This is a genomic window from Luteibacter sp. UNC138MFCol5.1, from assembly GCF_900110505.1.
GTDB lineage: Bacteria > Pseudomonadota > Gammaproteobacteria > Xanthomonadales > Rhodanobacteraceae > Luteibacter.
In genome coordinates this window covers 113646-127965 of record NZ_FODZ01000001.1, presented here as the reverse complement: position 1 = coordinate 127965, position 14320 = coordinate 113646, and the positions used below count along the sequence as shown (strand labels likewise).

The 14320-nt window shown below is 66.7% G+C and carries 10 protein-coding genes; 3 read left to right on the top strand and 7 right to left on the bottom strand.

Annotated elements, in window-relative coordinates; all coding sequences use genetic code 11:
- Positions 1-44: 44 nt before the first annotated feature.
- On the bottom strand, positions 45-1865 hold the full coding sequence (locus BMY69_RS00580) for a family 43 glycosylhydrolase (protein WP_090174958.1): 1821 nt from the start codon (positions 1863-1865) through the stop codon (positions 45-47).
- 244 nt (positions 1866-2109) lie between these two features.
- On the opposite strand from BMY69_RS00580, the gene glnA reads away from it, so the two are divergent.
- From glnA to BMY69_RS00565, 3 genes are all read left to right on the top strand, one after another.
- Positions 2110-3522 carry a type I glutamate--ammonia ligase gene (glnA, locus tag BMY69_RS00575; RefSeq protein ID WP_090058267.1) on the top strand — a complete coding sequence of 471 codons (1413 nt, stop codon included), beginning with the start codon at positions 2110-2112 and terminating at the stop codon, positions 3520-3522.
- A gap of 85 nt (positions 3523-3607) precedes the next feature.
- Positions 3608-4387 (top strand): glutaminyl-peptide cyclotransferase, encoded by a 780-nt coding sequence (locus BMY69_RS00570; RefSeq protein ID WP_090174957.1) that lies wholly within the window; start codon positions 3608-3610, stop codon positions 4385-4387.
- A 99-nt stretch (positions 4388-4486) separates the two neighbouring features.
- A complete protein-coding gene (locus tag BMY69_RS00565; protein WP_090174956.1) occupies positions 4487-5659 on the top strand; it encodes an OprO/OprP family phosphate-selective porin in 1173 nt (390 codons plus the stop codon).
- A gap of 34 nt (positions 5660-5693) precedes the next feature.
- Here BMY69_RS00565 and BMY69_RS00560 read toward each other — a convergent pair whose 3' ends face one another.
- The 6 genes from BMY69_RS00560 to BMY69_RS00530 form a co-directional block, all read right to left on the bottom strand.
- Positions 5694-6095, bottom strand: a complete 402-nt coding sequence (locus BMY69_RS00560) for an alpha/beta hydrolase (protein ID WP_177191035.1) — start codon at positions 6093-6095, stop codon at positions 5694-5696.
- Between the two features lie 184 nt (positions 6096-6279).
- Entirely contained in the window at positions 6280-7056 is a 777-nt protein-coding gene (locus BMY69_RS00555) for a 3-hydroxybutyrate dehydrogenase (RefSeq protein ID WP_090174954.1), read from the bottom strand.
- Between the two features lie 93 nt (positions 7057-7149).
- Entirely contained in the window at positions 7150-8847 is a 1698-nt protein-coding gene (locus BMY69_RS19200) for an alpha/beta fold hydrolase (protein ID WP_177191034.1), read from the bottom strand.
- A gap of 22 nt (positions 8848-8869) precedes the next feature.
- Positions 8870-10369 carry an alpha/beta hydrolase gene (locus BMY69_RS00540; RefSeq protein ID WP_177191033.1) on the bottom strand — a complete coding sequence of 500 codons (1500 nt, stop codon included), beginning with the start codon at positions 10367-10369 and terminating at the stop codon, positions 8870-8872.
- Between the two features lie 277 nt (positions 10370-10646).
- Positions 10647-12308, bottom strand: coding sequence for an alpha/beta fold hydrolase (locus BMY69_RS00535; RefSeq protein ID WP_090174951.1), 1662 nt, complete (start codon positions 12306-12308; stop codon positions 10647-10649).
- Between the two features lie 222 nt (positions 12309-12530).
- Complete coding sequence (locus tag BMY69_RS00530) at positions 12531-14216, bottom strand: alpha/beta hydrolase (RefSeq protein ID WP_090174950.1); 1686 nt, start codon at positions 14214-14216, stop codon at positions 12531-12533.
- Between the last annotated feature and the right edge of the window lie 104 nt (positions 14217-14320).

The following is a 14320-nucleotide window of genomic DNA, read 5'->3' as shown; positions in this document are numbered from 1 at the left end:
GAACGATTCCCGCCGTCGGGCGGGAGCGCGCTCGCGCGCGAAAGCTACGGAGCGATGACAACGGTCTGCGACAAGGCCGAAACGCCACGCTCGTCGAACGCCTCCACGGCCACGACATAGCGAACGCCCTTGTTCAGAGCACGAAGCGTAAACGATGTGGGCTGGTCCGCGAAACGCTGGTACGTGGAATGCAGGCGATCGGCGGCGAGGCCCCAGCGCACGTTGTAGCCCACCGCGCCCCCGACGGGCGCCCACGAGATCGTGGCCTCCCGGGAATCGGCGCCGCGTGTCGCCGTGACACGGATGGGCGCGGCGGGCGCAGGACCTTCCGCGTTTCCGAAGACCCGCAGGTCCGAGATCGCAAGATGCTTCCCGCCGGTATGTTTATGCACATAGCGCACGTAGCGCAGCTTCGTCGGGTGTGTCAGTTCGATGTACGCGTTGGGTCGATCGCGTGACTCGTTCGAGAGATCGGCGAGCACGTTCCACTGGCGGCCATCGAGTGAACCCTGAAGTACGAATTGCGTCACGAGATCGGGAGCGTCGCCGTAGCGATCCGATCGGTAGTCGGCGTAGTTCACCTGTACGGCGCGCACGGTGGGCGTGCCGCGTAGGTCGACCGTCAGCGTTTGACCGGCCGTGTTGTCGCGGGCCACCCAGAACGAGCGCGGGTTTTCGTCGGTCACGGTGGACGCGGCGTGGTCCGGCAGCGAAGAGGACGCGGTGACGGGCTTGCGGTACGACAGCAGCATCCATCCGGTGAACGTGCTTTCCCCGTCGCGCAGCTTGTGATCCGGCATGCGCCGGGGAAAGTCGCCGAATCGCGTATCGATCCACATCTGGCCGTCGTCATGCCAGCCGGCAGGGAACAGGTCGATGCGACGTTCGAACGTCCAGTTCACGCCGAGCCACGCGGTACCCGCGTTCCAGGCGTTGCCGAACGCGTCTTCGAACGTCGAGCCATGACCCGCGCCCGTGACGAAGCCGCCCGGCTTGTAGCCCACCGGGTTGTACGGGGCGTATTCGAACGGCCCGAGCGGCGCCCTGCCGACGTAAACGCCGGTGCCGTAGACGTTGTACTCGGTGCCGGGCGCCGCGTACTGCAGGTAATAGCGGTCGCCGTGCCGGTTCATCCATGCGCCCTCCATGTACGCGGGCCGGTCGCCCAAGGTGTGATCGGGGCCAAAGCGCTCCCAGCCGTGATTCGCGGGATCCAGGTGGATGAACGCCGCCGGTGTCGTCAGGAATGCGAGCCGCTTGCCTTCGCCCTCGTCGGAGTCGAGCCGGAAATCCACCCGCGCACCGTAGAGCGGGTGCCTGTCCGACGAACCCCAGTAGAGGTACACCTGGCCGTCGTCATCCCGGAGCAGGCCCGGATCCCACGGTCCTGGCGGCAGCGGTCCGTTCGCTACTCGCGTGCCGGTCTCGTCGTACTGCGTCGCGCCCGGTACCGGTGGTAACTGCCGCGTCCAGAACGACCAGCGACCATGCGCGGGATCGGTCGAGACCATCAGCGGGCGCGGCGCGAACGCGGACTGCATGAGGAACAGCTTGCCGTCGGCCACGAGCGTCGCCGGCGCGACCTCGCTGTCGAAGGGCCAGTGATCCGGCTTCACGAAGCGCCAGTCCACCAGATCCTTCGACATCCAGTACCCGTCGGCCAGCGTCTGGAACAGGTAGTACGCATCGTCGTACCGGACGATCGCCGGATCCGCGCCCGTGCGATACGAGATCCCCTCGTTCATCTGCTCGAAGTTGTAGCGGTAGTCGATGTCGATCGGGTTGGCCCAGGTGCGGGGCGCGGTTTCCGCCACGGCGGCGGACGTGGCGACAGCGATGAACGAGGCGAGGAGGGCGAAACGCATGGCGGCGGCCGGGGGCGGGAACCGCCGCATGGTGCCAGCGTAAACCCCGTTACGCCCCGAGGCGCCGACATCGGACCGGAGGAGGTGCAAGATTCGTCCCGTTGCACCATATCGGTGCATTTGCACATGGCCGCCCCGCCCGGTCTATGATGCCGGGGCTTGGCCCAGGCCGGTCCGCGAGACGCGGAAGCGCTGGCACAACGTTTGCTCCGTCCCCGAAGCCCAACACCCATTCGAGGTTTGTATGTCCGCCGTCTCCAAAGTGCTGAACCTGATCAAGGACGAGGAAATCGAGTTCGTCGACCTGCGCTTCGCCGACATCCTCGGCAAGCACCATCACGTGACGTTCCCCTCGCATGCCATCGACGAAGGCACCTTCGAAGACGGCAAGATGTTCGACGGCTCGTCGATCGCGGGCTGGAAGGGCATCAACGAGTCGGACATGGTCCTCATGCCGGACCCGGAAACGGCGCACCTCGATCCGTTCAGCGCCCACAAGCAGCTGATCATGCATTGCGACGTGCTCGAGCCGAGCACCATGCAGGCCTATGGCCGCGATCCGCGTTCCATCGCGAAGCGCGCCGAGGCGTACCTGAAGTCCACCGGCATCGCCGACACGGCGTTCTTCGGTCCGGAGCCCGAGTTCTTCATCTTCGACTCGATCCGCTGGCAGAACGACATGGGCCGCGTGTTCTACGAGATCAACTCGGAAGAAGCCGCCTGGGCCTCGCGTTACAAGTACGACGGCACCAACACCGGCCACCGTCCGGGCGTGAAGGGCGGCTATTTCCCGGTCAGCCCGGTCGATAGCCTCGGCGACCTGCGCGCCGACATGTGCAAGGTGCTGGAGTCGCTCGGCCAGGTGGTGGAAGTGCACCACCATGAAGTCGCGAACGCCGGCCAGTGCGAGATCGGCACGCGCTTCAACACGCTGGTGAAGAAGGCTGACGAACTGATGACGATGAAGTACGTCATCAAGAACGTCGCGCACCAGGCCGGCAAGACCGTGACGTTCATGCCGAAGCCGATCGTCGGCGACAACGGCTCGGGCATGCACGTGCACCAGTCGCTGTCGAAGAACGGCGAGAACCTCTTCGCGGGCGACCTCTACGGTGGCCTCTCGCAGACCGCGCTGTGGTACATCGGCGGCATCTTCAAGCACGCCAAGGCCATCAACGCCTTCGCCAACTCGACGACGAACAGCTACAAGCGCCTCGTCCCGGGCTACGAGGCACCGGTCATGCTCGCCTACTCGGCGCGCAACCGCTCGGCCTCGTGCCGCATCCCGTACGTGTCGAGCCCGAAGGGTCGCCGCATCGAGATCCGCTTCCCGGATCCGATGCAGTCGGGCTACCTGACGTTCACCGTGCTGATGATGGCCGGCCTCGACGGCATCCTGAACAAGATCGACCCGGGTGCGCCGGCCGACAAGGATCTCTACGACCTGCCGCCGGAAGAAGAGAAGAACATCCCGCAGGTCTGCGCGAGCCTCGACGAGGCGCTGGTCGCGCTCGACAAGGATCGTGAGTTCCTCAAGGCGGGCGGCGTGTTCACCGACGACTTCATCGACGGCTACATCGCGCTGAAGATGCAGGAAGTCACGCGCTACCGCGCGAGCACGCATCCGCTCGAGTTCCAGATGTACTACGCCATCTGATCCTCCCGGATCGCGTGCGTGCGACGAAAAGGGGCGCTCCGGCGCCCCTTTTTCTTACCATGCGCCGTCCGCCATGGAGTCTCTCGTGCCCAGGTTCCCGTATCTCCGCCTCGCCGCGGCCCTTCTATCCCTCGCGTGCGTCCCTTCGCTGGCCGCGGCGACGATCCCGGTCTACGGGTACAAGATCGTGCGCGAATTTCCGCATGATCCGGGCGCCTTCACCGAAGGTCTCTTCTATGAAGACGGGTTCCTCTACGAGAGCACCGGCGAACTCGGCGCGTCGACGGTGCGCAAGGTCCGTCTCGACACCGGCGAGGTGGTACAGCAGGTCGATACGCCGAAGGGCTATTTCGGCGAGGGCATCATCGCCTCGGGCACGAAACTCGTGCAGCTCACCTGGCAGGATGGCGTGGCCTTCGTCTACGACAAGGCCACGATGAAACTCGCGGGCGGCTTCCGTTATCCCGGCGAAGGCTGGGCGCTGACGCGCGACGCGACGCACATCTACATGAGCGACGGCACGCCGACCATCCGCGTGCTGGATCCGGCCAGCTTCCAGCGCACCGGGTCGATCGACGTCACCGCGAACGGGAAGCCTGTGCGGCAGGTCAACGAGCTGGAGTGGGTCAAGGGCGAGATCTACGCGAACATCTGGCAGACCGAACGCATCGCGCGCATCGATCCGAAGACGGGCCATGTCGTCGGCTGGATCGATCTCGCCGGACTGCTCGATGTCTCGAAGCTCGACAATCCGGTGGACGACGTGCTCAACGGCATCGCTTACGATGCCGCGCATGACCGCCTGTTCGTCACCGGCAAGCATTGGCCGAAGGTGTTCGAGATCCGGTTGGTTCCGAAACGCTGAGTCGCGCGCCGGATTGATCGGCGTCTTCCGCGCGGGGTAAGGTCGGGGGCTGACTCGCGCGCCAACCTCCGTAGCGCGCCCTGGAAGGGGCAAGGATCCTTGAAGACGTTCATCATCGGCGCGCTGGCGTTGCTGGCACCTTTCGCCGCCAGAACCGCCGATTTCAGCTGGCGCGAGCACTGGCCGACCCATCATGTCTTCGCCGACGGTACCGATCTCGGCCTCATGCTGAAGTACCAGTACGACGTCGATCGCTTCTCGCACGACGGCGATCTTTACGAAAATGCGCAAAGCTTCCGGCGGAAGGAGCTGGGATTCTTCGTGAAGAAGAAGGGCGTCTACGACGCCATGGGTCTGTTCGATTTCCAGGCGAAGGTGTGGCTCGACGTGTTCTTCCGGCTGCAGACCAAAGCCGTGGTCGGCAACGATCTCGGCGCCGTGCGCGTCGGCTTCACGAAGACACCCGTGGGCTTCGAAGGCAACACGAACACCGGCAGCACGTCGTTCCTCGAAGCGTCGATTCCCATGCAGGCCATTTACGCCAACCGGCGCGTCGGCGTGGACTGGGCCCTGACACGGAAGCGGTACCTGCTGCAGCTGGGTTACTACAACGGCGGCAATCTACAGGGGAAACTCGACGGCCGCATGGTGGCGGGGCGCGCGGCGTGGACGCCGCGCAACGATCCCGGCGACGTCCTGCATCTCGGCATCTCGGCATCGCGCGAAGTTCCCTATGGCAGTACCGACGGTCGCGGCCGTTACACGCCGCCCGGTATTCGTCTGCGCGCCGTGCCCGAGGCGGGGCTCGCCACCACGCGTCTCGTGGACACCGGTGTGCTCGCCGTCGCCGACCACGTCGACCGGCGGGGTACCGAACTTCTGTGGATCGGTGGCCCGTGGTCCGTGCAGGGCGAATACCTCGATGCCCGCGTGAAGCTCGTCGACAAACCGGCGTACAGGGCCCACGGCTGGTACGCGTTCGGAAGCTGGGTGTTGACCGGTGAATCGCGTGGCTACAGCGGTGGCAACAACGCGGACGTCGTTCCGAAAGGACCCTGGGGAGCGGTCGAGGTGCTGCTTCGCTACAGCACGCTCGACCTGGACGACGGCCTGGTGCTCGGCGGCACCGAGCACGACTGGACGATCGGCGCCAACTGGTACGTCACGAAATACCTGAAGCTGCAGGCCAACTATGTGCGCGCCGTGAGCGATCGGCGCGACATCCGCGCCGACCCGCGCATCCTCGAGGTGCGCGCCCAGATCATGTTCTGACGTTGTCGCACGAGTCGGACGCCGCCCGGCGAGATCACTTCGCCGGCGGATTCTCCGGTGGGCGGCAGTTCGTCAGCGGCATCGACGGCAAGACGCCTTCGCCGAGATAGCGCGCCACGGCGCCGCTCACACAGGGACGGTCGTGACGCGTGGCGACGGCGTGCCCGCGTAATCCACGCGCGACGACGAGCTTCGCATTGGCGTGCGCCTGCATCGACATGGCGGCGCCGCGCAGCGGCGCTTCGGCGTCGAACTCCGCGTGCACCATCAGGAACGACCGCATCAGCACCGGGACCGACGATGGCCCGAATGCGCCCGGCCAGTAGCTGCACACCATGCCCTGGAAGAGCTCGTTGCCGACGCTGCCCGGCCACGACGCGTCGAGTTCGCGCATGCGTTCGTGCCAGTAGTGGCTGTCGGCGCCATGGCGATCCATGTCCAGGGTGGACCCCGGCGGGCTTGCCGGCCGGAGGTGCCCGTGTGGGCGCCGGTAGCGTAGCGACCGCCGCGGCGAACACGCAGACGCCGACTTCTTTCGCGCGCGTCGTCCACGCCCCCGCGGCGATAGGACGGACGCCAGCACCGCGTCCGCCTGCGCCCGCATCGAAGATGTCGCGCGCCTACTGCATGTGCCAGCCGTGCGTGACGACGAGCGACTGGCCGGTCAGCGCGTTCGAACGGAAGCCGGCGAGGAACAGCGCGGCTTCGGCGATGTCCTCCAGTGTCGTGAACTCGCCGTCGACGGTATCGCGCAGCATCACGTTCCGCACCACCTCGTCTTCGCTGATTCCCAGCCCGCGCGCCTGTTCCGGGATCTGCTTCTCCACGAGCGGCGTGCGCACGAAGCCGGGGCAGATCACGTTCGAACGGATGTTGTCGGGCGCGCCTTCCTTCGCGATCACCCGCGCGAGGCCCAGCAGACCATGCTTGGCCGCGACGTACGGCGCCTTGAATTTCGATGCGACGTGCGAATGCGCCGAGCCCATCAGGATGATGGAGCCGCCTCGCCCGGAGGCGATCATCTGCCGCATCGCGGCGCGGCTGGTGAGGAACGCGCCGTCCATGTGGATGGCGAGCATGCGCTTCCAGTCGGCGAACGCGAATTCCACCAGCGGCGAAATGATCTGCACGCCGGCATTGCTGACGAGGATGTCGACGGGACCGATGTCGCGCGCCGTCCGCGCGAAGCCGTCGTCGACCTGCGCCTCGTCGGCGACGTCCATCGCGATGCCGAGGGCGCCGTTGGCCATCGACGCCGCCGCTTCGCGCGCGGCATCGATGGCCAGGTCGGCGACGATGACCCGCGCGCCCGCGTTCGCGTAAGCCGTCGCGATGGCGCGACCGATGCCGCTGGCCGCGCCCGTGACGAGGGCGACCTTGCCTTCGAGCTCTTTCATCGATGGGTTCCTGAGGAATGTCGCGGACGATTATGCGCGTCGCGCACCCCAGGTGGCATCGTACGAAGGTACGTGGCGGGACCGGCGACGGCGTCAGCTTCGCCGCAGTCGCTCGCGCAGGGTCTCGCGGATACTGTCGAGAGACGGCCAGCCGTCCGCCGCACGTTCCTCGCGGCCCGCGGCCCGCGGCACGAACGGGCACGCCGTGACGCGCTCGTCCGGGAGCGTGCCCGTCAGCAGGAAACGGCCGACCGTGTGCTCCACGCAAGGGGTGTCGGACATACCGAATACACCGTGACCCACCATGCCCTGCGCGACCACCATGCGAGCGTCGCGTGTGCCCTCGAAAGCGCGCAACGCACCGTCGATGGGCGTGATGACATCGAACTCCGCATGCACCATGAGAATCGGTGGAACCGATTCCGCGAGGCGCTGTGTCGGGATGGTCAGGCGCGGCGCATGGGGCCAGAACCGGCAGATGAGGCCGGTGAGTACGGGCCCGCCACCGTGCAGGGGATAGCGCTGCCCGAGCACACCGGCAAGGTGGCGAAGTTGCTTGAGGTCTTTCGTCCAGCGGCCGTCGCCGCAGGTGGTGCCGAAGTAGACGGCCATATCGGTCATGGACGACGGCGCCTGCGGCGAATCGAGCCGGTCGATGAGCTCGGCGGCGGCATCGCGGACTCGCGCGTCGGTCGCCGCGTCGGGACTGAACACGTGGTCTCGCGCGCGTCGCGTCAATTGCGCGGGAACGTCCGCCCACCGCTCGGCATCCGTCCATGTCGCGCGCACTTCGCGGATCCATTCCGCGAGCGAGAGCATGGCCACCAGTTCGTCGGGCGTTTCAATGCCGCCCAGCCATGCGCGGAGCGCTTCACCGGGTACGGCGCGAATGGCATCCAGCACGCTGGCTTCGGTTCGCTCGCGCCAACCGTAAGCAGGGTCGCGCAACGCGGGCCGTACCGCGCGGCGCAGGAGGAGGTCGTGCGTTTCGGGGGCAAGGCTGTCGATCTGCTGCTCGAACGTGCCGGTGTAGTCCATCGACGAGTCGAGCACCATCCGTCCGGCATTGCCTGGGAAAAGGGCGGCATAGAACGCGCCGACCCAGCTGCCGTAGGACACCCCCAGGAAATGGACCGTGGGCTCGCCGAGTGAGCGGCGCACCTTCTCCATGTCCAGGACGTGCGTATGTGTGTTCACCGTGCTCTGCACCGCGTCGGCGGAGCATGCCGTCGCGAACTCGCGCGCTTCGCGCACGAACGCCGACCAGTTCCAGTCCGCCAGGTCGATGGTGGGATCGGGGCCACCGCTGAAGCCGGGCGGTGTCCCGCAGGTGACGCGCGGACCGCCGCGCAGTCCGCGCGGAACGATCGCCAACAGGTCGTAACGGTCGGCAAGACGACGCTTGTCTCCGTCGATGGCGCTATCCGGCGAGGCGAGCGCCCACGTCGCAGCCACCTGCGGAAGGAAGTCGAGCGGGTTCGCACCGGGGCCGCCGAAATGGAAGAAGATCGTGCCCTGTCGTTGGGACATCTCACCCGCGCGGACGCGGACGAGACCGATGTCGACCGCGCCGGATTCGGGCGCGCCGTAGGCACGGGGCACGGAGAGGGTTCCGCACTGGAGCCTGGGTCCCCAGGCATCCCTCCACTCGGCGTCGACCAGGTCATCGGTGCAGGCCGCCCAGGTGATCCGTCCCGGAGCCAGTTGGTCAGTGGCTGCCATGCCGGCGACGGGGACCAGGGCCACGAGCGTGAGGCTCGCGGAGAGCAAGCGTGTTCTTAAGAACGTCATGAGGAACTCCTTTTCGTTTCGCTCAGCTATCGGCGAGGCGCGCGCGGAGGTCCTCGCGTACCTCGTGGAGGGTCCTTTCTTCGCCTTCGTCCCGCCGGGCTCGGACCGCCGGGCTCGGCACATAGTCGCAGTAGCTGAACCGCTCCGTCGGCAGGACGCCCGTCAGCAGGAACCGCGCGACGGACTGCTCGGCACAGGGCGTGGCCGACATGCCGAAGACGCCGTGGCCGTACATGCCACGCACAGCGACCAGACGGGACCCCGGCGAGACGTCGAAGGCGTTCAGCGCGCCTTCGAGGGGGGTCGCGGGATCGAATTCCGCCTGGAGCATCAACATGGCGGGCGCTTGCGCCAGCGAGGCCATCGACGCCGCGGGACGTGGCGTCGACTGCCAATGGCGACAGATCAGGCCGACGGTGACGGGGGCTCCGCCGCCCGTCGGATACGTCGCGGCGATCGTGTTCGCCATCGTGCGCAGGTCGCCGATATCCTTGCGCCACGGCGTGTCGCCACAGACGACGGCGTAGTACGCGGACAGATCGCTGCGCGCACCGGGACCCGCACGAAGCGGTGAGGCCAGCGCGATCGCGGCGGCCCGGATCTCGCCGTCGATCGCCGTGTCATTGCTGAAGCGATGCGTGCCGGCGCGCGTCAGGAGCCGGTCGCCGAGTGCCTGCCAGTCGTCGGTCTGCCACCCCGCCATGTCGTCGCGTGCCCAGTCCGCCAGTGTGAGCGTCGCTGCGAGCCGTGCCGGCGAATCGACTTTCGCCTGCCACGGTCCCTGCAAACGCGATGGCATGTTCGTCAGCCGTCGCATGATGGCCTCCTGATCCGTACCCAGGCCATACGCCGGGTTCGCGACCGCCCGCTCGAGAGCGAGGCGTTTGAAGAGCCCGTGTCGCGCCGGCGCGTGTCGCGCGAACTGGCTCTCGAACGTCCCGGAATAATCCATCACCGAGTCGAGGACGATTCGTCCTGTCGTCGTGGGAAATGTCGCCGCATAGCTCGCGCCCACATAGGTGCCGTAGGACACGCCGTAGAAGTTCAGTCTCGGTTCGCCGAGCGCGATACGAGCACGTTCCATGTCGCGGATGTGCTCGTACGTGCCCATGTGCCGGTGCATCGGTTCGGCGGTGCAGCCCTCAGCGAAGGTTCGCGTGTCGCGAACGAAGCCCGCCCAGTTCCAGTCGGCAAGGTAGACCGTCGAGTCGAGCCACGCTGGAATCGGCAAGGGCTGCGGGCAAGTGAACGGCGCGCTCCCCGGCAACCCTCGAGGCACCACGGCGACCAGATCGAATTCGCGGGGAATCCGCTGCCTGTCGATGTTCGCGTCCTGTTCGGAAGGCGACAGGCGCAGCAACAGCGCGAGGTCCGGAAGCATGCCCAGTGGGCTGACGCCCGGCCCTCCGAAGTTGACGAACAACGCACCCTGGCGGGTCGGAGAGTCTCGGGCACGTACCCGGATCAGCGTTACCTCGATCTCGCGCGAACCCGGTTCGTCGTAGTCCAGTGGAACGCGCATCGTGGCGCACTGCAGACGCGGACCGAATGTGTGTTGCCAGTGCGACTCGACGAGCGAGGCCGGGCACACCGACCACATGAGCGACGAGGTAGCCGGCGCCGTCGGTGTCGCGGAAACAAGGGGTGCGGATGCCGCCAGGCACAACGCAGCGAGAACAAGGGAATGGTGTTGGAGGTGCATCGAAGGGTCCACGGAAGCGGAGCGCTACCGTAGGTTCCCATCGCCGGGTCAGACAGAGGGCAAGGCCGAGAAATCGTGTCGGCCTTGCCCGAATCGCTTAGCTATGACGGAGCATCCGTCGCAGCTCGTCCTGAGCCATTCGCACGGCGTCACGCTCGTCCGAACGCCCCTCTTCCGTCGCGCGGACGGTCGGAACGAAGTCGCATTGCGTGTCGTGCGACGTGGGAAGCTTGCCGTCGAGCAGATAATCGCCGACCGAAGCCTCGATGCAGGGCGTGTCCGACATGCCGAAGACGCCGTGGCCAAACATGCCGCGCGCCGTGACCATGTATGCATCGTGCGATGCTTCGAATGCCTTGCGTGCGAGCTTCAGCGGCGTGGCAGGATCGAACTCCGCCTGCACGAGAAGCAATGGCTGCGCCTCCGACAGTGAACTGAGGAGCGGTCGCCACTGGGTGGGGTTGGGCCAGGCCCTGCAGGCGAGCGCGGCGCTGATGCCCTCACCCGAAGCCTCGGGCCTCGTCGTACCGATCTCGTTCGCCAGTGTCCGCAGTCCACGAAGGTCGCGCTGCCACGGTGTATCGCCGCAGATCACGCTGTAATACACGTTCCAGTCGATGAACGACGTGGGCTTCGGGCGGATCGTCGGTGCCAGCTCGATCGCCGCCTTGCGGATCTCGTCGTCGATGTCGGCTTCCTCGCTGAAGTGGTGCACCCCGGCGCGTTCGATGAGGTCGGCCGCCGTCACGCTGGCCTCGTCGCCGATCCAGTCGGCCATCGTGAGCGCCGCCGCCAGTTGTGCAGGCGTGGTGATCGACGAGGCCCAGGCCTCGCGCGCGAGTGGCGGCATGTCGCCCAGTCGTCGCATCACGGCATCCGGATCGCATCCGAGACCGTAGGCGGGCGTTGACGTGGCAGGCAGCAGTGCCAGACGGCGGAAGAGGTCGCTGCGTTCCGCCGGCTGGTCGTCGAACTGCTGTTCGATGGTGCCCGCGTAGTTCATCGAGGAATCGAGTACCATGCGGCCGGTGTGCTGCGGATAGGTCGCGGCGTAGAACGCGCCCACCCACGCTCCGTAGGAGACCCCCAGGAAATTCATCCTGGATTCGCCCAGGGCGACTCGTGCCCGCTCCATGTCTCTCACATGGCCCAGTGTTCCCGCGCTGGCGGGCATGCCATTTTCGCCGCCGCAGCCATGGGCGAACGCGGTGCCCGATTCGATGAACTGCAGGAAGTCGTCGTCGCTGCGGCGGACGGCGGGATCGTGCATGAAGTAGGGGTAGGGATCCTTGCACGTGAAGCGCTCCCCGCCGTGCATCCCACGCGGGATGACGGCGACGAGATCGTAGCGGTCGGCGATGCGACGTCGGTAGGCGGCGGGCGAGTCATCGTCCGGGGTTTCCGACCAGACGTAGCCGTAAAGCGGAAGGAAGCTGAGCGGGTTGCCGCCGGGCCCGCCGAAGTTGAAGAACAGGGAGCCCTGCCTCGCCGCGGGTTTGCCCGCCCGGATCCGCACGACGCCGACGTCGATGAGGCGAGGCAGCGCCTCGGCCTCGCTGAGCGGTGCCTTCATGACGCCGCACTCGAGCCGGTCGCCGAGGGCGTCGATGAACGTGGCATCGACGAATTCGGCCGCGCAGGAGGTCCAGGCGATGGCGGGATCCGCCGCGGTCGATGCCGCATCGGCGGCGCGACAAACCGTGAGCGCCAGCGCGGCGGCGGCGATGGCAAGGGAAAGAGGACGAACGCGTGGTGTCATGGGTGACGCTCCTTGGGGGGGAGCGCTCACCTTAAGGACGGCGTCGAGCCGGCGTCAGCGGCGAACGTGCAGCGCATTGGTACGAATGAGCCTCGTCGTTTCCGCGGGCGTCGCCGTCATACGACGTGACAGGCGAAGCACACCGGCGACGTGCGGGCGCCGAGCATTCGAAAGGCCGGGGCCGAGCGCTCGTCCCGGCCTCGGCTCCCGCGTTGCCTGGGCTCAGCTCTTCTCCAGTATTCGCCGCAGGCGCTCGCGCAATGCCTGCAACGAATCGCCCTCGCCCGTACGCTCGTTCACGGCGTCGGCCAGGTCCGGCTCGTAATCGCATTGGATGTCGTGCTCCTTCGGGAGCACGCCATCCAGCAGATAGTCGCCTACCGTCTTCTCGACGCAAGGCGTACTCGTCATGCTGAAGATGGAATGTCCGCGCATCCCCCGCGCCATCACCATGTACGCGCCGGGCGTCTCCGTGAATGCCTCCCGGGCAGTGACCAATGGCGTGGCGCCATCGAACTCGGCCTGTGCCATGAGCAGCGGCGGCGCAGACGACAGTGCGTTCAACGGTGGCCGCCACTGGGTGGCGATAGGCCACTGGCGACAGACGAGGTTCATGGCAAGGTAGGTCGCATGGGACTCCGGCTGTGTCTCTCCAATTTCCCGAGCGCGCTTTCGCACCATGCTGAAGTCGTGATTCCATGCGGAATCGCCACACACCACGCCGAAGTAGATGTGCTCATTGAACCAGGACGGCTCGTCCTCTTCCTGCTCTGACGACTTCGCCGACCCAACCGGTTGAAGCGTGGACGCGTACTCGGTAGCCGCGTCACGAATCGCTTCGTCGACGGCTGGCACCTGACTGAAATGGTGATGTGTCACCCGATCGATGACGGCCGTCGGTTCGATATCGGGATTCTCCGCCATCCAATCGGCGAGGGTGAGCGCGGCGGCAAGCTGAGCCGGCGTTTCGATGTCGGCGGCCCATGCTTTGCGCGCCGAAAGCGGCATGTCGCGCAGGCGCCGGATGATGTCGTCCGGGTCACTGCCGAGGCCGTACGCGGGATCCGCGAGGGCCGGGAGGAGCGCCTCACGACGGAAGGACGCGCTGCGCTCGTTCGTGACCGCTTCGAAGTGGTGTTCGAACGTGCTTCGGAAGTTGACGGAAGAATCGAGGACGACGCGGCCGGCATGCTCGGGATACGTAGCGGCGTAGAACGCGCCGACCCACGTGCCGTACGAGTAACCGAGGAAGTTCAGGGTCGGCTCGCCGAGCGCGACCCGGGCGCGCTCCATGTCGCGCACATGACCGAGCGTACCGACGCTCGCATGCATTCCGGCGGCGCAGCTGTCGGCGAAGCGTATGCCGCTGTGGATGGCCGTGATCCAATCCTCGTCGCTCCTGAACAACGAGGGGTCTCCGATGATCGCCCGGGGCTCGCTGCAGGTGAACTCAATGCCGCCACGCAGCCCGCGAGGAATGACGGCGACGAGATCGTAGCGATCTGCGAGCCGGCGCCGATAACCCCGGACCGAACCGTCGTCTTCCGTCTTCGACCACGCTCCCGCCAGCATCGGCATGAAGATCAGGGGATTGCCACTGGGACCGCCGAAGTTGAGGAAGAGGGAGCCCTGTCGGGCGGCGGCATTACCCGCCTTGACGCGTATGACGCCGACATCGACGAGCTGGGGCAACGGAGCGTCCTCGTCCAGAGGCGCTTTCATGGTGCCGCATTCCAGGCGGGCACCGAAATCGTCGATGGCGCCCTCGTCGACCTGCTCCGGCGAACAGGGGCCCCACGCTATGACCGGAGGGTAGGGGGTGGTCTCCGCCGCGGCGGTGCGGCACACGGTCAGCGCCAGCGCCGCGGCGGCGATGGCAAGGGAAAGAGGACGAACGCGTGGTGTCATGGGTGACGCTCCTTGGGTGGGGAGCGCCTACCGTAGGGAGGCTACCGAGCCGGCTTTAGCGGTGGCGTCGGATGGCGGCCGTGCGAGAGTCCCTCGCCGCGTCC